Source organism: Paraplanobispora takensis (assembly GCF_016863195.1).
Lineage (GTDB): Bacteria > Actinomycetota > Actinomycetes > Streptosporangiales > Streptosporangiaceae > Planobispora > Planobispora takensis.
Genome location: NZ_BOOK01000001.1, coordinates 290212 through 311312, shown reverse-complemented (window position 1 = coordinate 311312; position 21101 = coordinate 290212). Strand labels below are relative to the sequence as shown.

At 71.2% G+C, this 21101-nt stretch carries 23 protein-coding genes; 12 read left to right on the top strand and 11 right to left on the bottom strand.

Annotation, left to right across the window (positions count from 1 at the left end; genetic code table 11):
- Positions 1-311 precede the first annotated feature (311 nt).
- From Pta02_RS01540 to Pta02_RS01530, 3 genes are all read left to right on the top strand, one after another.
- Complete coding sequence (locus Pta02_RS01540) at positions 312-830, top strand: VanZ family protein (RefSeq protein WP_203872779.1); 519 nt, start codon at positions 312-314, stop codon at positions 828-830.
- Positions 831-1004: 174 nt separating this feature from the next.
- A complete protein-coding gene (locus Pta02_RS01535) occupies positions 1005-1757 on the top strand; it encodes a GntR family transcriptional regulator (RefSeq protein ID WP_203872778.1) in 753 nt (250 codons plus the stop codon).
- Between the two features lie 126 nt (positions 1758-1883).
- Positions 1884-2102 carry a hypothetical protein gene (locus Pta02_RS01530; RefSeq protein ID WP_203872777.1) on the top strand — a complete coding sequence of 73 codons (219 nt, stop codon included), beginning with the start codon at positions 1884-1886 and terminating at the stop codon, positions 2100-2102.
- Positions 2103-2304: 202 nt separating this feature from the next.
- Here the strand turns inward: Pta02_RS01530 and Pta02_RS01525 are convergent, their stop codons facing one another.
- A complete protein-coding gene (locus tag Pta02_RS01525) occupies positions 2305-3420 on the bottom strand; it encodes a DivIVA domain-containing protein (protein WP_239129241.1) in 1116 nt (371 codons plus the stop codon).
- Between the two features lie 173 nt (positions 3421-3593).
- Between Pta02_RS01525 and Pta02_RS01520 the strand changes: the two genes are divergently transcribed.
- From Pta02_RS01520 to Pta02_RS01510, 3 genes are all read left to right on the top strand, one after another.
- Positions 3594-4133, top strand: a complete 540-nt coding sequence (locus Pta02_RS01520) for a gamma carbonic anhydrase family protein (RefSeq protein WP_203872775.1) — start codon at positions 3594-3596, stop codon at positions 4131-4133.
- A gap of 69 nt (positions 4134-4202) precedes the next feature.
- The gene (locus Pta02_RS01515; protein ID WP_203872774.1) at positions 4203-5561 is read left to right on the top strand and encodes a hypothetical protein; all 1359 of its coding nucleotides are present in this window, start codon (positions 4203-4205) and stop codon (positions 5559-5561) included.
- Between the two features lie 235 nt (positions 5562-5796).
- Positions 5797-5958, top strand: coding sequence for a hypothetical protein (locus Pta02_RS01510; protein ID WP_203872773.1), 162 nt, complete (start codon positions 5797-5799; stop codon positions 5956-5958).
- A 90-nt stretch (positions 5959-6048) separates the two neighbouring features.
- Here the strand turns inward: Pta02_RS01510 and Pta02_RS01505 are convergent, their stop codons facing one another.
- The 6 genes from Pta02_RS01505 to Pta02_RS01480 all read right to left on the bottom strand — a co-directional run bounded on the left by Pta02_RS01505 (position 6049) and on the right by Pta02_RS01480 (position 12149).
- A complete protein-coding gene (locus tag Pta02_RS01505) occupies positions 6049-6330 on the bottom strand; it encodes a metal-sensitive transcriptional regulator (protein WP_089210077.1) in 282 nt (93 codons plus the stop codon).
- Positions 6331-6349: 19 nt separating this feature from the next.
- Positions 6350-7426, bottom strand: coding sequence for a glycosyltransferase (locus Pta02_RS01500; RefSeq protein WP_203872772.1), 1077 nt, complete (start codon positions 7424-7426; stop codon positions 6350-6352).
- Positions 7423-8181 carry a hypothetical protein gene (locus tag Pta02_RS01495; RefSeq protein WP_239129234.1) on the bottom strand — a complete coding sequence of 253 codons (759 nt, stop codon included), beginning with the start codon at positions 8179-8181 and terminating at the stop codon, positions 7423-7425. The genes Pta02_RS01500 and Pta02_RS01495 overlap by 4 nt, the downstream gene beginning before the upstream one ends.
- Before the next feature lie 192 nt (positions 8182-8373).
- Positions 8374-10491, bottom strand: a complete 2118-nt coding sequence (locus tag Pta02_RS01490; RefSeq protein ID WP_203872770.1) for a (Fe-S)-binding protein — start codon at positions 10489-10491, stop codon at positions 8374-8376.
- Positions 10492-10749: 258 nt separating this feature from the next.
- On the bottom strand, positions 10750-11340 hold the full coding sequence (locus Pta02_RS01485; protein ID WP_203872769.1) for a TetR/AcrR family transcriptional regulator: 591 nt from the start codon (positions 11338-11340) through the stop codon (positions 10750-10752).
- The gene (locus Pta02_RS01480) at positions 11337-12149 is read right to left on the bottom strand and encodes a sugar phosphate isomerase/epimerase family protein (RefSeq protein WP_203872768.1); all 813 of its coding nucleotides are present in this window, start codon (positions 12147-12149) and stop codon (positions 11337-11339) included. Before Pta02_RS01480 ends, Pta02_RS01485 begins: the two co-directional genes overlap by 4 nt.
- 170 nt (positions 12150-12319) lie before the next feature.
- Here Pta02_RS01480 and Pta02_RS01475 point away from each other — a divergent pair, with 170 nt between their 5' ends.
- On the top strand, positions 12320-13018 hold the full coding sequence (locus tag Pta02_RS01475) for a class I SAM-dependent methyltransferase (RefSeq protein WP_203872767.1): 699 nt from the start codon (positions 12320-12322) through the stop codon (positions 13016-13018).
- Positions 13019-13050: 32 nt separating this feature from the next.
- Here Pta02_RS01475 and Pta02_RS01470 read toward each other — a convergent pair whose 3' ends face one another.
- On the bottom strand, positions 13051-13596 hold the full coding sequence (locus tag Pta02_RS01470; protein ID WP_203872766.1) for a phosphatase PAP2 family protein: 546 nt from the start codon (positions 13594-13596) through the stop codon (positions 13051-13053).
- 201 nt (positions 13597-13797) lie between these two features.
- On the opposite strand from Pta02_RS01470, the gene Pta02_RS01465 reads away from it, so the two are divergent.
- Together Pta02_RS01465 and trxA are read left to right on the top strand one after the other, a co-directional pair.
- Positions 13798-14217: a MerR family transcriptional regulator gene (locus Pta02_RS01465; protein ID WP_203872765.1), complete on the top strand. Its 420-nt coding sequence runs from the start codon at positions 13798-13800 to the stop codon at positions 14215-14217.
- The gene (gene trxA / locus Pta02_RS01460; RefSeq protein ID WP_203872764.1) at positions 14214-14528 is read left to right on the top strand and encodes a thioredoxin; all 315 of its coding nucleotides are present in this window, start codon (positions 14214-14216) and stop codon (positions 14526-14528) included. Before Pta02_RS01465 ends, trxA begins: the two co-directional genes overlap by 4 nt.
- On the opposite strand, the gene Pta02_RS01455 is transcribed toward trxA, so the two are convergent.
- Positions 14473-15009 (bottom strand): tetratricopeptide repeat protein, encoded by a 537-nt coding sequence (locus Pta02_RS01455; protein ID WP_203872763.1) that lies wholly within the window; start codon positions 15007-15009, stop codon positions 14473-14475. The two genes, trxA and Pta02_RS01455, sit on opposite strands and share 56 nt — an antisense overlap.
- Before the next feature lie 45 nt (positions 15010-15054).
- On the opposite strand from Pta02_RS01455, the gene Pta02_RS01450 reads away from it, so the two are divergent.
- The 3 genes from Pta02_RS01450 (at position 15055) to disA (ending at position 18459) form a co-directional block, all read left to right on the top strand.
- Positions 15055-15750, top strand: coding sequence for a hypothetical protein (locus tag Pta02_RS01450; protein ID WP_203872762.1), 696 nt, complete (start codon positions 15055-15057; stop codon positions 15748-15750).
- A gap of 76 nt (positions 15751-15826) precedes the next feature.
- A complete protein-coding gene (radA, locus tag Pta02_RS01445) occupies positions 15827-17236 on the top strand; it encodes a DNA repair protein RadA (RefSeq protein WP_203872761.1) in 1410 nt (469 codons plus the stop codon).
- A 137-nt stretch (positions 17237-17373) separates the two neighbouring features.
- Positions 17374-18459, top strand: a complete 1086-nt coding sequence (disA, locus tag Pta02_RS01440; protein ID WP_203872760.1) for a DNA integrity scanning diadenylate cyclase DisA — start codon at positions 17374-17376, stop codon at positions 18457-18459.
- 309 nt (positions 18460-18768) lie between these two features.
- Here the strand turns inward: disA and argG are convergent, their stop codons facing one another.
- Together argG and Pta02_RS01430 are read right to left on the bottom strand one after the other, a co-directional pair.
- Positions 18769-20217: an argininosuccinate synthase gene (gene argG, locus Pta02_RS01435; protein WP_203872759.1), complete on the bottom strand. Its 1449-nt coding sequence runs from the start codon at positions 20215-20217 to the stop codon at positions 18769-18771.
- 73 nt (positions 20218-20290) lie between these two features.
- Positions 20291-21004: a hypothetical protein gene (locus Pta02_RS01430; RefSeq protein ID WP_203872758.1), complete on the bottom strand. Its 714-nt coding sequence runs from the start codon at positions 21002-21004 to the stop codon at positions 20291-20293.
- Between the last annotated feature and the right edge of the window lie 97 nt (positions 21005-21101).

The window sequence follows — 21101 nt, the reverse complement described above, 5'->3', positions numbered from 1 at the left end:
GGTATAGATCCGCGGGCACCGGGTGGGCAACAACCCCGGGGTGACGTACGGCCGATGTCCCCCCGGGGTGATCGCGGGGAACCCGCACACGACGGCGGGGAACCGCGGGCCGGAGCGTGATCACGCAGAGCCACGGGCGGGACGGCCTCGCGCGCCGGTGGAACGCTCCCCCTCCGGCGCCGGGGCGGTCCGGGCCGCGTTCCGGTGGTCTTCCCCGCCCTCGCGGGACCTTTCCTGAAGGTCACCTTCCCGTACCTCCGTACGACCGGCGCACCGCCCGATCCGGTCATCCCGGGAGGCATCATGGGGCTGTGCAGCAGGCGTGGCAGACATGGGGACCGGTCGTCGTCGCGGCGCTGCTGGCCGTCCCACCGGCCCTGTCGGCCGCCTTCCTCCTCGCCCGCCACCGGGCCCGCGGCGGTCACCCCTCCCCCCGCCGCACCGCCGTCGCCGACGTGGCCATCGTGACCGGGACCGCCCCCTGGATCTGGATGATCCTCACCCCCGCGAACGCGCCCGGAGTGAACCTCGTCCCGCTGGCCGATCTGGTCCGGCAGGTCGTCCTGATGCCGCCGGGAGCGGCGTTCGTGCAGGTCGGAGGCAATCTCCTGGTCTTCGCGGCACTCGGGGCGATGCTCCCGGTCCGCTCACCGCGCTTCGCCTCGCTCACCGCGGTCGCGGGCGTGGCGGCGGCGGCCTCCCTCGCCGTCGAGCTCCTGCAGTACGGCCTCGACCTCGGCAGGGTCAGCTCGGTCGACGACGTCATCCTCAACACCGCGGGGGCCGTGTTCGCGGCGGTCGTCACGCGCCGGTGGTGGGCCTCCCAATAGCGGCTCGGATCGTTCCACGGTAACGGTCTGAGAAAACTCCCGGAGATCACCACAAGGGCACGATCCGCTCAAAAGAAGCACGGGACCAACCTCTGTTATCTGTGCGATCGTGGACAAGGCGGGGCAAGTTCTCTGGAGACGCCAAACCCGGTTGGTGACAGAGGGTGATCAAACGTGCAGCAATCCCCGGTACCTCCCGAGACCCCGATCTACCGGCGCATCGCCGACGGGCTCCGCGAAGCGATCCTGTCCGGCGAGCTCCGTGACGGGGATCGGCTCCCGGGCGAGAACGCCCTCATGGCGCAGTACGGCGTGGCCCGTGCGACCGCCAGACAGGCACTCTCGGTACTCATCAACGAAGGGCTGGCCGTACCCAAGCGCGGTTCGGGGGTCTACGTGCGGCAGTTCCGCCCCCTGCGACGGCACGGCTCACGCCGCCTTTCGCACGGGCACTGGGGACAGGGACAGGCCATCTGGGACGCCGACACCAGGGGCCGGTCGTACACCGTGGACGAGGTTCACATCGACAGGGAGCCCGCCGAGAACGACATCGCCCGCGTGCTGGGCACCGCCGAGGTCTGGGTGCGGCGGCGCCGGTACTCGGTGGACGGGCGGCCGGTGCAGCTGTCGGCCTCCCATTTCCCCGCGGCGCTGGTCGAGGGCACCCCGATCCTGCGCGAGGACACCGGCCCCGGCGGCGTCTACGCGCGCCTGGGCGACCTCGGCCACGGCCCGGTCAGGTTCACCGAGGAACTGCGCGCCCGCATGCCCCACCCGCTCGAGACCGACCTGCTCGACCTCCCGGCCGGCACCCCGGTCATTGTGATCATGAGGACCGCCTACAGCGCGGCCGGGGTGCCCGTGGAGGTCAACGAGATGATCCTTGACGCCGCGTCATATGTACTCCAATACGATTTCGACGCATAGATCAAGGTCATCCGTCAACCGATAGGTTGACCTGACCCTTGCGATCATTGATTTCTCTAGAGAGGTGCCTCACCGTCGGAGATGGAACGTCACAGCGGCGATCCTGGGCGCGGGGAAGGTGCATGGATGTCTTTCGACCGGCATCTGGCGGACATAGCCCGGGAGTTTCCCGACTGGACGATCTGGCGGAGCGACGCGGGGCGGTGGTGGGCCACCCGCCACCACCCGCTGAGTCCTGCCCAGCGTGAGGCCGGCTGCGCGATGACCATCGACGCGGACGACCCCGATGGACTGCGCGAGCAGCTCCGGGACCAGGGAGAACGCTTCGACGGAGTGATCTCCTGAAGAACCGCCCGGCGCCTGGGCCAGCGGGTCGAGCGCGGCCCAGGCGCCGGGCCTCCAGTCGCGGAAGCCTCCGACCCAATCGGGGGCGGAGGCTTCCGCCGGCTTCCCGGCACCCGCCGGTCATCGGCTGACCAGTCCCGCCGGCCATCGGCCGACCGCGGACCGGCCGCCGATCACGTGCCGGTGCGCGGACGGCCGCGGGTCACTTGCGTGCGGTGAGCTCCTCGCCGGCCTCGCGGGCCGGTCCGAGGTTCACCTCGGTGTTGTCGTCGGAGGCCACCGTGTGCCGGCCGAGGGCGGGCCGCGTGACGGTCGTCGCGTCGTCCTCCTCCGCGACGTCCCCGGCGTCCCCGGTGCCTCCGGCGTCGGCGTTCTCGACGTCCTCGACACTCTCGGTCTCGTCGTCCTCGACTATCACCCGGACGGCCTCCACGTCGGGGCCGGGCTGCGGGGCGGCGGCGATGGCGGGGGCGGAGGCCGGGGGCGGCAGGACCGCCTTCTCGTCGATCAGGGACCCGGCGGAGTTCTCCCGGTGGATCAGGTCGCCCAGGACCGTGCTCATCTCGTTGAGACGGCGCATGACCTCGCGGTGGGTGTCGGTGAGGTAGGCGACGCGCCGTCCGGTGCCCTCGTCCAGCACCGAGACGCGCTGCTGGGCGGCGGTCAGCGTGGCGTGCGCCTCGGCGTTGGCCGACGAGACGGTCGACTCGGCCTCGTTCCTGGCGGCGGCCAGCGTGGCCTCGGCCTCGGCGCGGGCGCCCTCGATCGTCCGCTCGGCCTCCTGCCGGGCGGAGGTGATCATCCGCTCGGCGTCCGCGCGGGCGCTGCGCAGGGTCTCCTCGGCCTCGCTGCGGGCGGCGTTGAGCGTCTCCTCGGCGTCGTTGCCCGCCTGGGCGAGCATCTGCTCGGCGGTGGCGGTCGCCTCGCCGACCCGGCGCTCGGCCTCCTGCTGGGCGGCGCTCAGAATGCCCTCCGCCCGCTCGCGGGCGGAGCCGACCAGCCTCTCGGTCTCCAGCGCCGCCTCGTCGCGGAGCCTGCGCGCCTCGGTGTCGGCGACCTCGCGCTTGGCGGTCGCCTCCTCCTCGGCGAGCTTGAGGATCTGACTGAGCCGCTGCCCGAGCTCGTCATAGTCCTGAGGCGCCTCGGAGAGCCTGCGCCGGGCCTCGGCGAGTTCCAGCCTGCCCTGCTCCGCCTGGTCGATCGCCCGCGCGAGCCGCTCCTCCAGATCGCGGATCTGGTTGCGCGTCCGGATCATGTAGTCGTGGACTTGGCGGCGACTGTAGCCACGCATGACGACCTCGAACGAGTCCTCATGCATCAGCTCAGGAAAGCTCTCGTGCTGGTTTGTCATAGCGTCACCCGTGGAAGTCGTGGGGTGGGAAAGGAGACGTCGGCAGACGACTTTGCTGCCACCCACCCTAGCCCTCAACCGGAACGCGCGACCCACTCGCGCGAATAACCGCCGACCCCGCTACCCGTACCATCGGGCGCATGACCACCGCGCCCTACGTCGCCTCTCTCGACGACGCATCCCCTCAAATCCATCCAGAAGCATACGTAGCGCCCGGTGCGGTGATCGTGGGCCGGGTACGGCTCGGCCGCGCGGCCAGCGTCTGGTACGGCTCGGTCCTGCGCGGCGACGACGAGGCCATCGAGGTCGCCGAGGAGTGCAACGTCCAGGACCTGTGCTGCCTGCACGCCGACCCGGGCCAGCCCGCCGTGCTGGAGCCGCGGGTCAGCCTCGGCCACAAGGCCATGGTGCACGGGGCGTACGTGGAGACCGGGGCGCTGATCGGCATCGGCGCGATCGTGCTCGGCGGGGCCCGGATCGGCGCCGGATCCCTGGTCGCCGCGGGCGCGCTGGTCGGCCCGGGCAAGCAGATCCCGGCCGGCGTCCTCGTGGCTGGCGTCCCCGGGAAGATCGTCAGGGAGCTGACCGACGACGACCGCGACTCCTTCGCCAGGACGCCGGCCAACTACACGGCCAAGGCCGCACGCCACCGCGCCGCCGTACCCCTGACCCGGTCCTGAGCCGCACCGTCCCCCGCGTCACGGATCCGGCCGGAGTGACGCCTGCCCGCCGGACGGACCCTGAGTAACATGACCGCCGTGCGGCAGTGGGACGGCTTCGACGCCATCGAGCGGGATGTGCGCGCCATGGTCACCGACCATCGGTGGCCGTCCCTGCCGCCGCACGCCCGCGCCCAGGCCGTCGCCCTGCGCGTGCTGGCCACCCCCGACGGCGGGCGGTGGCTGTTCGGCGCCTACGGGCGGTGGTACCGGCAGGACGCCGCCGACGGCCGCTGGCACCTCTCCGCTCCCCCCGCGGATCCGGGGGTGCGCGGCGCGGCCCACGTGGTCCAGGTCACCTCCGCGATCGTGCCTCACCTGGTCCCCGCCGGCCCCGACTTCGCCGCGGACCGGGGGTCGGTCCAGGGCTTCGTCGGCCCGGACGTGCCGTACGAGACGACCGAGCGGGTGCGGGCGCTGGTCGTCGCCCAGCGCGGCAGGCGCAGGGAGGACTTCCCGCTGCACGGGCCGTTCACCGAGCTGTTCGCCGGAGAGGTCGCCAGCCCGGTCGCCGCGATCTGGGGCACGCTCATGTGGTGCGCCTACGCCCCGGCCTTCGACGGCAACGAGGTGCTGCTGTCGATGTTCGGGGAGTTCCTCGGCCGCCCGCTGCCCGGCGACGAGTGGGTCCGCTGGCTCGCCCCGGTCGCGCTGGAGGACCTGGTGGCCCTGTACGGCGAGCGCGTCAGGGCGGGCCATCCCGAGGCGGGGCTGCGGCTGGCCGCGCTGATGGCCGACACCGCCGCCGCGCTCAGAGGCGACCCCCGGTTCCGGCCCAGGGCCGAGGCGCTGTCGGCGATGGTCGCGCCGATCCTCCATCGGACCGGTGAGGACGTCGTGGCCGCCCATCACGGCGACGACGCGGTGCGGCACCTGTGGCTGGCACGCTGCGCGCCCCACGTGACGCTGGCCGAGACCTCGCCCGGCGACCACTTCCAGCACACCCTCTACGACCTCGTCGAGGCGCTGTCGTTCCTCGCGCCGAAGGGCGCCGACCCCCGGGCGGTGGCGGCCTCCCTGCTCGCCGCCGACGTCGCGGCCCACGCGCCCCGGGCGGCCGACCGGCTCTATCCGTGGCTGGACCCCGAGCTGCGCCACATCCTGCACGTCGTGCTCATCGACCCGACGCACCCGCTGCGGGGCTGCTGGCCGCGTACCGCCGAGGCCTCCCCGGCCGCGCTGCCCTCGGCCCTGCGCCCGCCCGGCCGGGCCGCGGCGGCCGCGCTGCTGGGCGCCGCCTACGCCACCGGGCTCGCCTGGTGCCGCCTGAGCGGGACGGCGGTGCCGGAGCGGGGGTTCGCCACGGCCTGCGCTCTGGTGCACTGGCTGATCCACGAGCGGGACGATCCCGTCCCGGGCGTCTCGGGGACCTACCCGCGTCACTTCTGACAGGAAGAAGCGGAACTAAACCACAAATCCAGTTATTTCATCCTTACTCCTCCTATATCGTTCTAATCCCTTCTCCGGCGGATAATTAGCTGAATCGTGATCTCGTATTCGGGGAAATGACCCTTGGGGGTGCGCGGTGGGGACGCACCGAATGGTCCCGATGGGCCATGTGCACCAAAGACCCTCCCGCCGTAACCTCGAAGTGGGTGTGGGCTGCGGAAGGAAGGACGACGCGGTGGGGCACGACGATCTGGATCTGCGGATCCACGACCGTGACGCGTTGGACGAGATCGCGCTCTATGCCGAGGTACTTACCGCCGTCGCTGGCAGCGAACGGCCTCTCACCTTGGCGGAGCTCGACAACGCGCTCGGATTGAGCGCTTCGGCGACGTGCTGAAGCGGTTGAGGGAAACCGTCTGAACGACCTAGTCCCGGACTCCCTTCCAGGGGTCCGGGACGTGGTTCGAAAAGGCCGTCCGGTGACTAGTCACGAACGAACGAGGCGGGCGATCGCCGCCGAGGCCTCCTTGACCTTCTCCTCCGCCTCCGGCCCGCCCGTGTTGATCGCGTCGGCGACGCAGTGGCCGATGTGGTCCTCCAGCAGGCCGAGGGCCACCGCCTGCAGGGCCCTGGTGGCCGCGGACACCTGCGTCAGCACGTCGATGCAGTAGGCGTCCTCCTCGACCATCCGCTGCAGGCCTCTGATCTGCCCCTCGATCCGCCTGAGCCTGGTGAGATAGGCCTGCTTGTCGCCGCTGTACCCATGCATGACCCAAAGGTACCCGTGCTCAGACGCAGCGGGAGGCGGTGGCGATCAGTTTCTCCCACCGTTCGGCCACCGAGGACACGTCGTGGACCCCCGCGGCGTCCAGCGCCCCGGCCGCCAGTTGCCGCCGCCTGTGCTCGTCGTCGATGAGCGAGAGCAGCGCCGAGGCGTAGGCCTCGATCTCCTCGCCGCCCTCGGGCACGAGCACCCCGCTGCGGCCGTCCACGACGAACTCGCCCGGCCCCCGCGAGCTGTCGAAGCCGACCACCGGCACCCCGCTGGCCATCGCCTCGATCACGGTCATCCCGAGCACCTCGGACCGCGACGTCACCGCCACGATCGAGGCCTTGGCGAACTCGCCGGTCAGATCCGGGGTCGTGCCCATGAAGTAGACGTGGTTGTGCAGGTTCAGATCGGCCACCAGGGCGCGCAGCCGCTTGTCCTCCGGGCCCGCGCCGTACAGCCGCAGCCGCCAGTCCGGGCGTTTGTCGGCGATGACGGCGAACGCGCGGATCAGCCGGTCGTAGGCCTTCACCGGCACCCAGCGCCCCCCGGCGGCGACGATGCGGTTGTCCATGCGCGAGCGCGGCCAGGGACCCGGCGGCAGCGCGTCAGGGATCAGCCGGACCGCCGGGCCCTCGCCCAGCAGGCGCTCCCACTCCTGGCGGCCGGTCTCGGTGGCGACGGCGACCGCGTCCAGGCGCGGGTAGAACTTCTTGATCGGCCCGGGCACCGGCGGGCGCCCCCACTCCCGGGCGATGCGCACCATGCCGCGCGAGGCGTGCCTGGCGGCCTGCACGCTCAGGCCGGGCCTGGTGGTGATCAGCGCGTCGGCCCGCACCGCCCGCAGCCGCCGCCACAGCGCGACGTCGGTGCGTATCTGCCCGGCGGGCAGCAGGTGGCGCACACCGGGCCGGGCGTCGACCACCCAGGACATCCGCACGTTCGAGGCCACCGGGAAGAACGGCCTCTCCTTGTGGCGGCGGACGCTGAGGATCTCGACCTCGTGACGCCGTGCCAGCTCGCCCGCGAGGTTGACGACGGAGCGGACATCTCCGCGCATTCCGTACGCCGAGGGGACGAGCAGGCAGATCCTCACCCGCCCACCTCGATCATGAGCTCGTCGTCGGCGGTGTAGCAGGGCCTGATCGGGACGCCGTCGACGCGGGCGGCCGGATAGTGGACCCGCCGGCGTTTGCCGTCCACGTCGTCCAGCCGCGAGGCCAGGCGCAGCGGCGTGGTCAGGCCGTCCACCTCCAGGGTGGGCTCCCAGACGCCCGGCTGCTCGGGCCCGGCCTCGACCATGTCGCACAGCGAGAGCGCGGCGTGGAAGCGCACCCCCTGGACCGTCGCGACCGCGCTCAGCTCCGCCGTGCCGTTGCGGCGCAGCGCCAGGCGGGCCTCGTGCCGGGACTCGTCGTCGTCGAGGCCGGTGAAGGCCAGCAGCCCCGTCACCTCGAAGCGGCCCTCCCTGAACCAGACCGCGCGGACCTCCGCCGCCGGCTCCACCTCGTCGACCTTCAGCGCCAGGAAGCCGTTGCGCGTGCGGTAGGCCCGGTGGGCCCGGGTGCGGCGGCTCAGCGCGTAGGCGTCCAGGCGGTCGAGGGAGAATCCGGGGTCGACGCTGCGCAGCCGTACCCGCGAGCCGTCCTGTTCGAGGTAGACGTCCCAGCGGCCGGGGCCGAGATCGAGCGGGACGAGGGAGACCGCGAGCGTCGCACCGCGCGCCTCGGCGCCGCAGGCGCCCAGTGTCACGGTGCGCTCCTCGGAGGTGGCCCGGTGGCGCAGCACCAGTTCGGTGCCCTCGGTGACGGGGTCGTCGACCGCCAGACGGAGTGACAGAACGTCGGCCAAAGTGACTTCGGCATCCGTGACGACGACACGCACCGCCAGCCCCTCCCCGTCGAATGAGCTATGCGACGTTGAGGTTACCGTGATTTTTCCGTAATCAGAAGGAAGAGTTTCGGACCTGGTGTCCTTTTCGATAAGACTTGACTGAAGTCAGGTACGGCCCGCAGAACGGCGGGCCGTACCCGGCGGATCGGATCAGGAGGTGGGGGCGGGCTCGCCCTTGACGGACTTGATCAGCAGCTGGGAGACGTCCACGACCTCCAGCGTCTCCTTGGCCTCGCCCGAGTTCTTCTTCTCGTTGATCGAGTCGCCCAGCATGACCAGGCAGAACGGGCAGGCGGTGGAGATGGTGTCGGGGTCGGTGGTCAGCGCCTCGTCCACGCGCTCGGTGTTGATGCGCTTGCCGATCCGCTCCTCCATCCACATCCGCGCGCCGCCGGCGCCGCAGCAGAAGCCGCGGTCCTTGTGGCGGTGCATCTCCTGGGTCTGCACGCCCGGCACCTTGGACATGATGTCGCGGGGCTGGGAGTAGACCTTGTTGTGACGGCCCAGGAAGCACGGGTCGTGGTAGGTGATCTTCTCCTCGATCGGGGCGACCGGGACCAGCTTGCCCTCGTCGACCAGCTTTGCCAGCAGCTGGGTGTGGTGGACGACCTCGTAGGTCCCGCCGAGCTGCGGGTACTCGTTGGCGAGGGTGTTGAAGCAGTGCGGGCAGGTCGCGACGATCTTCTTGACCCCGGCCTCGTTCAGCGTCTCGATGTTCTGCTGGGCCAGCATGTTGAACAGGAACTCCATGCCCAGGCGGCGGGCCGGGTCACCGGTGCAGGCCTCCATCGGGCCGAGCACCGCGAACTTCACGCCCGCGATGTGCAGCAGCTCGGCGACGGCCTTGGTGGTCTTCTTGGCCCGGTCTTCGAGGGCGCCGGCGCAGCCGACCCAGAAGAGGTACTCGGTGTCCTCGGGCATCTTCTCGTCGATGAGCTGGACCTCGAAGTCGAGCTCCTCGATCCAGTCGGCCCGCTTCATTTCGGACATCCCCCACGGGTTGCCCTTGTTCTCCAGGTTCTTGACCATGACGCCGGCCTCGGTGGGGAAGTTGGACTCCACCATCACCTGGTAGCGGCGCATGTCGAGGATGTGGTCGATGTGCTCGATGTCCACCGGGCACTGCTCGACGCAGGCGCCGCAGTTGGTGCAGGACCACAGCACGTCGGGGTGGATGACGCCGTCCTCGCCGACCAGCGGCTTCTCCAGCAGGGCCAGCACGTCCTGGCCGGCGTGCGCGCGCTGCTCCTCGGTCGCCATGAGGTACGGCGCCACCGCGAAGGCGTGGTCGCGCTGGTCGAGGATGAGCATCTTCGGCGAGAGCGGCTTGTCGGTGTTCCACGCCGGGCACTGCGACTGGCAGCGGCCGCACTCGGTGCAGGTGTAGAAGTCGAGGAAGCCCTTCCAGGTGGTGTCCGCGATCTTGCCGCGCCCGAGCCGCTCGGGGTCGAGGTCCTCGTCCTCGAAGTCGACCGGCTTGCCGTCGACGCGCATCTCCGGCGCCGGGCCCAGGCCGTCGGGGCGGCGGGAGAAGAGCACGTTCAGCGGCGCGGTGAAGATGTGCAGGTGCTTGGAGTTCACCACGATGACCAGGAACACCAGCATGAAGCCGATGTGCAGCAGGAGGGCGATCTCCTCCAGCAGCTCGCTGGCCGGCAGGATGCTCGCGACCGCCTCGGAGGCGAACGCCCCGGACTCGTAGGGGAAGTTGCCGGTGTTGACGGCGGCGCCGCGGGCCAGGAACAGCGTCCAGATGATGTTGAAGATCATGAACAGGACGAGCCAGGCGCCGCCCAGGTGCGAGCCCGAGAACCGGGAGCCGCGGCCCAGCTTCTTCGGGGAGTTCTTGATCCGGATGACCGCGAAGGCGATCAGGCCCAGGAGACAGGCGACGGCGATGAAGTCCTGCAGGAAGCCGAGGACCGGCCAGGTGCCGATGAGCGGGATGTGGAAGTCCGCCTCACCCGTGACGGCACCCTGGATGATCGCGCCGTACGCCTCGATGTAGACGGTCAGCAGGATGAAGAACGCCCACATGACGAAGAAATGCGCGACGCCGGAGGGCGTCCACTTCAGCAGTTTCCTCTGCCCGAAGACCTCGACCAGCTGGGCCTTGACCTCGGCGCCCACGTTGTTCTTGGCGTACTCGATCCGCTCGGGGGCGGGCGGGCCGATGGTGGCGAGCTTGTACAGGAACAGGACGCGGCGCGCGGTGAGCGCGACCGCGGCCACTGTCATGACGAGCCCGATGATGGCTACCCAGAGCACGGGTCCTCCCACAGACGGCGTTGGCTGCCAGCGTACGACCGCCGGTCATCCACGGTGACAAAGGGTCGCCCCGGATCCTACCGGTCGGTAACTTATATCCGGGAGGGGACCCGTGGTAACCGTGGTCACCTTATGGTCAATTCATACTCCGGAACAATGCTCTAGACACGTAGAACCGCCGCGCGCCCGCCGTACGATTTCCCCTTGGATTCTCCCGCGATCTCCCCCCGAGCCGGGCGGCGGCCGGGAACGCGCAGCTCAGGACCCGTCGATGTAGCGCTGGATCGTGGGCGCGAGCAACTCGATCAGTTCCTCGGCGTCGGCCGAGGCCAGCGGTTCGAGCTGTATGACATACCTCACCAGGACCACGCCGAACATCTGGGCGAACGCCGCCTCCATCCGGATGGGCGGGATCTTCAGCGACTCGGCCACCCGCAGCAGCAGCGCCTGGATCATGAACTCCCGGATCATTCCGACGACCTGCTCGTTGGTCATCGCGGTGCGCATGAGCGCCAGCACGGGCTGGCGGGCCTGCGCGTCCGAGACGATCGTCAGGATGAAGCGGACCAGGCGCTCGCCCATCTCCTCGCGCGGCCCGCTCAGCAGCAGCCGGACGACCTCCTCCGGGTTGACCGGCAGCTCCATCGCCGCGACGAAGGTGCCCTCCTTGCTGGTGAAGTAGTGGTGCACCAGCGCCGGATCCACCCCCGCCTCCCGGGCGATGCCCCGGATGGTGGCCTTGTCGTACCCCTTCTCCGCGAAGATCTTCCGGGCCGCAGCGAGGATCTCGCCCCGGGTGTCCGCCGACCCCGGCCGGCGCCCAGGACGCCGCCTGCCCGTCGTGGTCACGCGTTGGCCGAGGCCGCGAGGTGCAGGCGGGCGAAGGCCAGCGCCTCGGCCAGGTCGTCGATGCGCTCGGTGCGGCTGGCCGCCTTGCGCGTGTTGATCTCCAGCACGACCAGGCCGTCGAAGCCGTTGCCCGCCAGGCGCTCCAGGATCGGCGCGCAGGGCTGGTTGCCCCGCCCGGGGACCAGGTGCTCGTCCCGGTTGGGGATCCCGACGCCGTCGGCCAGGTGCAGGTGGGCCAGCCGGTCGCCGAGCTTGTTGAACATCTCCCACGCGTCGGAGCCCGACACCGCCGTGTGCGACAGGTCCAGGGTGACCTGCGGGAAGTCGTACTCGATCGGGTTCCAGTCCGGGGAGTACGGCACGACGTTGTTGCCCCTGGCCTTCAGCGGGAACATGTTCTCCACCGCGAAGATCACGTCGGTCTCGTCGCGCATCCGGGCCAGGCCGGTCTCGAAGTCACGCGCGTAGTCGCGCTGCCAGCGGAACGGCGGGTGCACCACGACCGTCTTGGCCCCGAGCCGCTCGGCGGCGCTCTGCGCGCGCCGCAGCTTGGCCCAGGGGTCCTTGCCCCACACCCGCTGGGTGACCAGCAGACAGGGGGCGTGGATGGCCAGGACCGGCAGCTGGTAGTGGTCCGACAGCCGCTCGATCACGTCGATGTCCTGGCTGATCGGGTCGGCGCCCACCATGATCTCCACGCCGTCGTATCCCAGGCGCGCCGCCAGCTCGAAGGCGTCCGGGGTCCGTTCCGGGTAGACCGACGCCGTGGACAGCGCGATCTTCGCACTGGGCACCCGGATGACACTCATCGGAGTTCCTCGCAATCACGTCGGAGTTCACCATCGCGGACGTCTGTGTGCCTGCCGGTTCCCCCGCTTCGCTCCCTCACAATGTCAGACTAAGCGCGCCCGGGGGGCAATGGCCTCCGGGCACCCCCGTGCGAGCAGGATCACACGCTCCCCCTGGCTACGGTGAAGGGATGCCGCGGTTCATGAAGGGGGCCATTCCCAGCCCCAACATCTGGAACACCCCTCACATCTACGAGCTGGAGAACCGGGCGGTCGACCCCGAGGGCCGCGCCGACGCCGCGATGGCCGCCATCCGCCCCTGGAGCGGCGCGACCGTCCTCGACATCGGCTGCGGCACCGGCTATCACCTGCCCGCCATGTCCGCGACGGCCGCGCGGGTGATCGGCGTCGAGCCGCACGCCGACCTCGTGGAGCTGGCCGCGCGCCGTTGCCGGGCCCTGCCCAACGTCGAGGTGCGCACCGGCACCGCGCAGGCCGTACCGGTGCCCGACGCCTCGGTGGACGTCGCCGTGGCCCGCTGGGCCTACTTCTTCGGGCCCGGCTGCGAGCCGGGGCTGGCCGAGCTCTCCCGGGTGGTACGGCACGGCGGCGCGGCCTTCGTCATCGACATCGACCCGGCCCGCGGCGCCTTCGGCCGGTGGTTCAGCCAGTCCGTTCCCGCCTACTCGGCCAAGTCCGTGGAGGCCTTCTGGGCCCGCCAGGGATGGGCCGTCCAGCGCCTCGACCTGCGCATGTCCTTCGAACGCCGGGCCGACCTCGAAGCCGTGCTGCGCATCGAGTTCACCCCCGCGGTCGCCGAGCGGGCCATCGCCGAGACCCCGGGCCTGGAGCTCCCGTACCCCAACCTCCTGCGCTGGAAGCTGTTCTGAGCCGCCCGGCCCCGGATCGGGCCGGTCCGTTCTCAGGACGCGCGGACCAGGCCCAGCCGGCGCACCACCGGCGTCATCGCCCCCGTCAGGAGCAGGACGAGCAGCGGCGCCGCGACCACCCCCAGCAGGAACCCCGCGATGACGTCGTGCGGATAGTGGACGCCCACGAACACCCGGGAGAAGGCCATCAGCGCGGCCAGCGGCAGCACGAACACGGCCAGCGCGCGCCAGGCCAGGACGAGGGTGCCGGCCGCGGCCGCCGCGATCACCGCGTGGTTGCTGGGGAAGGACCAGTCCCCCACCGGCGGGCAGGCCGCGATGGTGGTCGTCAGCCCGCGGCACGGCCGCTCCTCCCTGACGAGGATCTTGATGAGCTCGCTGGTCAGATAGACGGCGACCACGGCGATGGGGCCGAGCAGGACCAGGGCCATGGCACGCGGCGCCCCCTTGCGCGCCCGCCACCAGGCCAGCGCGAACAGCGCCGCGAAGACGAACAGGCCCGCGTCGGTGCCCGTCTCGGCGAGGGCGTGCAGCCACGCCGGGGCCCCCTGGGCGAACTCGACGATGTCGCGGTACACGTCCGGCCTCCTGAGCGACGATGAACGGCGGGTGAACGAACGATCTTACGTCCCCCTCCCTCCTCCCGTCCTTGCGATGAGGCCATCCGCCCCTTGCGGGAACACCGCGGGGACGCCGCGGGGACGCCGCGGGAACACGGGGGCCGGGCTTGACCTTGACGTAGGCGTCAAGGCTTACGGTGACGGCGTGAGGAGGACCGGATGCGGATCGGGGAGCTCGCGCGGCGGGCGGGAGTCAGCACCAGAGCGTTGCGCTACTACGAGCAGCAGGGACTGATCACCGCCCGGCGCTCGGCCAACGGCTACCGGGAGTACGACGAGGAGGACCTCCGGCTCGTCGCCGAGATCCGGTCGCTGCTCACCGTGGGGTTCACGCTGGAGGACGCCAAGCCCTTCGTGGCGTGCCTGCGGTCCGGGCACGAGTCCGGCGCCTCCTGCCCGGAGTCCGTGGAGGTCTACCGGCGCAAGCTGGCGCAGATCGACGACGAGCTCCGCACGCTGCTGGCCCGCCGGGCCGAGGTGGCCGCGCAGCTGGCCTCGGCGTGCCCAGGATGCGCGCTGAGGGTGCCCGCGGCGGGTTCCCCGGCCATCGAGTCACCTAGAGAGCAGGAAGACCAATGATCACTTTGACCGCCGAGAACTTCGACGAGCAGGTGCTGCGCAGCGACAAGCCCGTCCTGGTGGACTTCTGGGCGGAGTGGTGCGGCCCGTGCCGGATGATCGCTCCGATCCTGGAGGAGATCGAGGCCGAGTACGGCGACCGCGTCACGATCGCCAAGCTCAACGCCGACGACCACCCGGAGATCTCCAACCGGTACGGCGTCCTCGGCCTGCCGACGCTGAACCTCTACAAGGACGGCGAGGTCGTCCGGCAGATCAAGGGCGCCAAGCCCAAGCGCATGCTCCTGGCCGACCTCGAAGGCCACATCTGAGGGGCGCCCGCCGGGGTGGGCGGGCGCTCGCCCATATTTCCGCGCGCGCCTGTCCCACCCAGCGCACGACACCCCAGGCGCCGCCGTTCCTGGCGATCTCGTCCGCCTCGTCGAGCAGCGCCAGCGCCTCGTCCCGGCGCTCCCACCCGGCGGAGATGTACGCCAGCCCGACCAGGTTCGCGGCCACGCCGGGCAGGAAACCGATCTCCCGGCGGAGCCGTACCGACTCCTCCAGCCGCTCCCGCGCCGCGTCGGGGCGGCCCGCCGTGTGCTCCGCGAAACCCAGGTGCCTGAGCGCGTAGGACATCGTCAGCTTGTCCCCGGCCTCCGTCGCGAGCTCGTACGACCGGTCGAAGAGGGGGACCGCGACGTCGCCGTCGCCCCGGACCACCTGATGGAAGATGCCGGCCCAGAACAGCGACTCGGCCTCGCCCCGCGTGTCCCCCAGCGTCCGGTAGAGCTCCACCGCGCGCTGGAACAACGCCAGTTCGTCCGGGTCCTCTTCTCCGTCCTCGAGGAATCGCGCATGGACGATCCGGCCGCGGGCCAGGGCCAGATCCGCCTCGACCGCGTCCAGCTCCCGCCCGGCGGTCTCCAGCGCCCCGGCGTCGCCGCCGAAGACGGCGCGCTCGAGAGGATCAGCCTCGCCTGGTTCTCCCGCCACCTGAAGGGCGAGCGCCGGACCGACACCGGGCCCGCCTTCGAGTACGTGGACAACACCGGCGTGTGGCGCGGCGCCTCCCGCTATCCGCTGTCCCCCTCGGGCCTGCTGCACGGGTCCGGCAAGGGCGGGCTCCAGGTGCGGCCGGGCGACACCTCCGGCCTGCCGACCGCCGCCAAGGCGGCGAACATCCGGATCAAGGCCCCGCGCACCGAGGGCCAGCTGGCCGGGGCGCCCCGGGTCGTCCTCGCCTACAGGGGCGAGACCGCGGCCGGGAGCCCCGCCACCACGTTCGTGTACGCCCAGATCGTGGACGAGGGCACCGGCGTGGTCGTCGGCAACCAGGCGACCCCGATCCCGGTCCGGCTGGACGGGCGGCCCCACGTCGTCTCCCGCGAACTGGAGACGATCGCCTGGAAGGTCGCGAAGGACAGCCGCCTGACCCTGCAGATCACCTCCGGGACCGCGCTCTACACCCCGCAGCGCGCCACCGCCGACCTGGTCCTGAGCGCCACGGTCACCCTCCCGCTGACCCGCCCGGACGCCCCCGTCACCCTCTGATCCGTGCGGGCCTCCACCCGATGCGGCCCCGCCGTACCGGGTGAAAGTTGTCGGTGTGGGCAGGTAGCGTGCGGCCATGGCAAAGAAGGTCGGCTATCGCTGTGGCGAGTGCGGTTGGCAGACGGCCAAGTGGGTGGGGCGCTGCGGTGAGTGCCAGGCCTGGGGCACGGTCGAGGAGGACGGCGCACGCGTCGGCGTGAGCGTGGCCACCGGCGGGGCCGTGTCGGCCCCGGCCGTGCCGATCGGCCAGGTCAAGGCCGAGGTCGCGCACGCGCGCGCCACCGGGGTGCCCGAGCTCGACCGGGTGCTCGGCGGAGGCCTGGTGCCCGGCGCGGTGGTGCTGCTGGCCGGGGAGCCGGGCATCGGCAAGTCCACGCTCCTGCTGGAGGCCGCCTCCAAGATCGCTCGCGGGCAGACCGTCCTCTACGTGACCGGCGAGGAGTCGGCGGCCCAGGTGCGCCTGCGGGCCGACCGGATCGGCGCCATCCACGACTCCCTCTACCTCGCGGCGGAGACCGACCTGAGCGCGCTGGTCACCCACGTGGAGAAGGTCCAGCCCGGCATGCTCGTCGTCGACTCGGTGCAGACCATCGGGTCCACCCAGGCGACCGGCGTCCCCGGCGGCGTCACCCAGGTCAGGGAGGTCGCCGGCAACCTGGTCCGGATGGCCAAGGAGCGCGGCATGTCCACGGTCCTGGTCGGCCACGTCACCAAGGAGGGCTCGATCGCCGGCCCCCGCACCCTCGAACACCTCGTCGACGTGGTGCTCCACTTCGAGGGCGACCGCCACTCCCGGCTCCGCATGGTCCGCGCCATCAAGAACCGCTACGGCCCCGTCGACGAGGTCGGCTGCTTCGACCTGCACGAGGACGGCATCGAGGGCATCGCCGACGCCAGCGGCCTGTTCGTCTCCCACCGCACCGAGCCGGTCCCCGGCACGTGCGTCACCGTCACCATGGAGGGCACCCGCCCGCTGCCCGCCGAGGTCCAGGCGCTGGTCGCCAGGACCGAGGCCCAGCAGCCCCGCCGCTCCTCCTCCGGGCTCGACCCCTACCGGGTGACGATGGTGCTGGCCGTGCTGGAGCGGCGGCTCAACGCCAAGCTCGGCGGCTGCGACGTGTTCACCGCGACCGTGGGCGGCATCAAGCTCAGCGACCCGGCGATCGACCTGTCGGTGATGCTCGCGGTGGCCAGCGCGGCCGGCGACCGCGCCCTGCCGCCCGGCATGGTGGTCCTGGGCGAGGTGGGCCTGGCCGGCGAGCTGCGCCCGGTGCGCGACGTGCGCCGCCGCCTGTCCGAGGCGGCGCGCCTGGGCTTCACCCGCGCCCTGGTCCCGACCGGCTCCCTGGAGATCGGCAAGAACGACCGCAAGCAGCGCGCCGAGGGCTCCCTGGTCCCCGTCAACGGCCGCTCCGGGGGCTTCGGTCCCGGTTTCGACGTCGTCGAGGCGGAGAACGTCTGGGACGCCCTGACCCACGTCACCTGACCGTTCCCGCCCGGGCCGGCCCGTGACGAGTCCGGTCGTTCCGACACCTCCGAGACCGTCGCCGCTAAGCTGAGTGTCAGAACCCGATCGTGCGCCCCTGATCGCGAGCGGGCTTCAACGCAGACCACGGGGGTCATGTGGCAGCAACGTACAAGGGGCTTGACGAGCGCCGTAGAGCCGTCCTGGCCTCGGTCGCGCCGGGCACCGCACTCCGCGACGGCCTGGAGCGCATCCTTCGCGGGCACACGGGCGGCCTGATCGTGCTGGGCTACGACAGCACGGTCGAGCAGATATGCAGCGGCGGCTTCGAGCTCGACGTCGAGTTCTCCGCGACGCGACTGCGCGAGCTGGCGAAGATGGACGGCGCCATCGTGCTCGACTCCGACGATCACCGGATCGTCCGCGCGGCGGTGCACCTGATGCCCGACCCGTCCATCCCCACCGACGAGTCCGGCACCCGGCACCGCACCGCCCAGCGGGTCGCGGTCCAGACGTCCTTCCCCGTCATCTCCCTCAGCAAGTCCATGCGGATCATCGCTCTGTACCTCGACGGCATCCGCTACGTGCTGGAGGAGTCCGCGGCGATCCTGTCCAAGGCCAACCAGGCGCTGGCCACGCTCGAGCGTTACAAGCTCCGCCTCGACGAGGTCTGCGGCGCGCTGTCGGCCCTGGAGATCGAGGACCTGGTGACGGTCCGCGACGTCGCGGTGGTCGTCCAGCGCCTGGAGATGGTCCGCCGGATCTCCGACGAGATCGCGGGCTACGTGGTCGAGCTGGGCACCGACGGCCGCCTGCTGTCCCTGCAGCTGGACGAGCTGGTCGCCGGCACCGACAGCGACCGCGAGCTCGTCGTGCGCGACTACCTGCCCGCGACGGGCCGCCGCGCCCGCAAGGTCTCCGAGTCCCTGCACGATCTCGACCAGCTCTCCCCCTCCGGCCTGCTGGACCTGTCCCAGGTCGCCCAGGTTCTGGGCCACTCCGGCGCCGAGGCCCTGGAGACCTCGGTGAGCCCCCGCGGCTACCGCCTGCTGGCCAAGGTCCCCCGCCTGCCGGCCACCATCGTCGAACGCCTGGTCGAGCAGTTCTCCGGCCTCCAGAAACTCCTGGCCGCCAGCACCAACGACCTCCAGGAGGTCGGCGGCGTCGGCGAAACCCGGGCCCGCCACATCCGCGAGGGCCTGTCCCGCCTGGCCGAGTCGTCGATCCTGGAACGCTACGTCTGAGGCCTGCGCCGGGTACGGCGAGGTCGGCGCCGGGTACGGCGCGGATTCAAAGCAAGGCTCGGCGCCGGTACGGCGAGACGGTGAGCGGCGGTAATCGGCGCCGCTTGTACGGCGGGCGGGCCGAGGTGGCGGGGACGGGCGTTTCACCACCGGAGCCGCCCGCCGTACAAAACGGCGCCGAACACCGCCGTCCAGCACCTCGCCGTACCGGCGCCGGTGCTCTGCTTTGAGTCCGCGCCGTACCGGCGCAAGCGGCGTACCGGCGCCGGGGCCGTGCTTCCCCGGAGGGCGAAGCACGGCCGGTGGGGTTCAGTCGGTGCCGGACTCCATCGCGGCGTGGTCGAGCAGTTCCTCGTCGCCGGGAGCCTCGCCGCGGGAGGCGATCGCCTCGGCGCCGCCCTCGGACATGGCGCCGATGAGGCCGGTCGAGGCGGCCTGGGCGGCGCCGACCAGGGCGGAGGGGCGGCTGCCGACCATGCCGAGCCTGGCGTACTGCTCAAGCCTGGAACGGGAGTCGGCGATGTCGAGGTTGCGCATGGTCAGCTGGCCGATGCGGTCGACCGGGCCGAAGGCGGAGTCCTCGGTCCGCTCCATGGAGAGCTTGTCGGGGTGGTAGCTGAGCGACGGGCCGGAGGTGTCCAGGACGGAGTAGTCCTCACCGCGCCGCAGGCGCAGGGTCACCTCGCCGGTGATCGCCATGCCGACCCAGCGCTGCAGCGACTCGCGCAGCATCAGCGCCTGCGGGTCCAGCCAGCGGCCCTCGTACAGCAGCCTGCCCAGCTGACGGCCCTGGTTGTGGTAGATGGCGAGGGTGTCCTCGTTGTGGATCGCGTTGACCAGCCGCTCGTAGGCCACGTACAGCAGCGCCATGCCCGGGGCCTCGTAGATGCCCCGGCTCTTGGCCTCGATGATCCGGTTCTCGATCTGGTCGGACATGCCCAGGCCGTGCCGGCCGCCGATGGCGTTGGCCTCCAGCACCAGGTCCACGGCGGAGGCGAACTCCTTGCCGTTGATCGTCACCGGACGCCCCTGCTCGAAGCCGACCGTGACGTCCTCGGCGGCGACCTCGACGGCCGGGTCCCAGAACCGCACGCCCATGATCGGCTCGACGATCTCGATGCCCGTGTCGAGGTGCTCGAGCCGCTTGGCCTCGTGGGTCGCGCCCCAGATGTTGGCGTCGGTCGAGTAGGCCTTCTCCACACTGTCGCGATAGGGCAGGTCGCGGGTGAGCAGCCACTCCGACATCTCCTTGCGGCCGCCGAGCTCGCTGACGAAGTCGGCGTCCAGCCACGGCTTGTAGATCCGCAGGGAGGGGTTGGCGAGCAGGCCGTACCGGTAGAACCGCTCGATGTCGTTGCCCTTGAAGGTCGAGCCGTCCCCCCAGATCTGCACGTCGTCCTCGAGCATCGCGCGCACCAGCAGGGTGCCCGTGACGGACCGGCCGAGCGGGGTGGTGTTGAAGTAGGTACGGCCGCCGGAGCGGATGTGGAAGGCACCGCAGGCCAGCGCGGCCAGTCCCTCTTCCACCAGGGCCGCCCGGCAGTCGACCAGCCGGGCGACCTCCGCGCCGTAGGCCGTGGCCCGGCCGGGCACCGAGGCGATGTCGGGCTCGTCGTACTGGCCGATGTCGGCGGTATAGGTGCAGGGAACCGCACCCTTCTCGCGCATCCACGCGACCGCTACTGAGGTGTCGAGGCCGCCGGAGAAGGCGATGCCGACGCGTTCGCCGACGGGCAGGGAGGTGAGCACTTTGGACACAGGTAGAAGTGTATGCACAACACCGTATGACTATGCAACCACCCCCCCTGCCGCCTCTCCCGTTCCGGGCCGGTCAGCGGAGGTGGAAGACCACCTTGTGGCTCTTCATGCCGGCGGCGCGGACCGTGGCCACGTAGGTGCCGGGACGGGCCGTGACGCGCTTGGCCCGGCAGTCGGAGCCGGAGCGCTGGCGATCCCACTCGACCACCCGGACGAACGGGATGCCGCGCTCGAACCTGCGCAGGTCCTCGGTCTCACCGCTCACGCAGTCGGCCGACGACCAGACGCGGTCGTCGCCGGAGGTGATGCGGATCTCCAGCGCACGCGGGCCCGTGTCGGTCACGCACATCACCTTGCCGGTGTTGACCAGCGTGAGGATGAACCTGGGCCGTTGGGCCGCGGCGTAGACCTGCCCTCCGCCCTCTCCGGGCCCGCCCCCTTGCAGGTTCAGCACGAGATCGGCGACGTCGCAGGCGTCGCCCGGCCGCTTGGGCCGGACCGTGGGCTTGACCGGCCGGGGCGTCGGCGTGGCCGAGGGCTGCGGCGAGGGCGAGAGGGTGGACTGCGGGGTCACCGTGATCGTGGGCAACGCGGCCAGCAGCGGATCCGGGGCGGGCGACCGGCCCGAGGGCGCCGTCTGCGCGCTCGACTCGCTCTGCGGGCCGCCCGACGAGGAGCAGGCCCACGCCACGACGGCGACCACGACGAGAACGGCGATCAGCGCGGCCAGCCGGCGTCGCCAGTAAACGTCCACCCCTATGTCGTTTCGGAACGTGTCCGGGTCCATGCGGACAGTATGGGGAGACCTCTTCCGGGGGCGGACACGACCCGCCGCGCCTATACCGTTTCAACGGCCGAAGCTGCGGGTGTCCCGCACTATCGTC

Bases quoted from the DNA above. Each gene is read 5' to 3' on its own strand.
- Pta02_RS01530 (WP_203872777.1), top strand. From the start codon at position 1,884: ATGTCTTTCGACCGGCATCTGGCGGACATAGCCCGGGAGTTTCCCGAC.
- Pta02_RS01525 (WP_239129241.1), bottom strand. From the start codon at position 3,420: ATGCATGAGGACTCGTTCGAGGTCGTCATGCGTGGCTACAGTCGCCGC.
- Pta02_RS01520 (WP_203872775.1), top strand. From the start codon at position 3,594: ATGACCACCGCGCCCTACGTCGCCTCTCTCGACGACGCATCCCCTCAA.
- Pta02_RS01515 (WP_203872774.1), top strand. From the start codon at position 4,203: ATGACCGCCGTGCGGCAGTGGGACGGCTTCGACGCCATCGAGCGGGAT.
- Pta02_RS01505 (WP_089210077.1), bottom strand. From the start codon at position 6,330: ATGCATGGGTACAGCGGCGACAAGCAGGCCTATCTCACCAGGCTCAGG.
- Pta02_RS01480 (WP_203872768.1), bottom strand. From the start codon at position 12,149: ATGAGTGTCATCCGGGTGCCCAGTGCGAAGATCGCGCTGTCCACGGCG.
- Pta02_RS01475 (WP_203872767.1), top strand. From the start codon at position 12,320: ATGCCGCGGTTCATGAAGGGGGCCATTCCCAGCCCCAACATCTGGAAC.
- Pta02_RS01465 (WP_203872765.1), top strand. From the start codon at position 13,798: ATGCGGATCGGGGAGCTCGCGCGGCGGGCGGGAGTCAGCACCAGAGCG.
- trxA (WP_203872764.1), top strand. From the start codon at position 14,214: ATGATCACTTTGACCGCCGAGAACTTCGACGAGCAGGTGCTGCGCAGC.
- Pta02_RS01450 (WP_203872762.1), top strand. From the start codon at position 15,055: ATGGACGATCCGGCCGCGGGCCAGGGCCAGATCCGCCTCGACCGCGTC.
- radA (WP_203872761.1), top strand. From the start codon at position 15,827: ATGGCAAAGAAGGTCGGCTATCGCTGTGGCGAGTGCGGTTGGCAGACG.
- Pta02_RS01430 (WP_203872758.1), bottom strand. From the start codon at position 21,004: ATGGACCCGGACACGTTCCGAAACGACATAGGGGTGGACGTTTACTGG.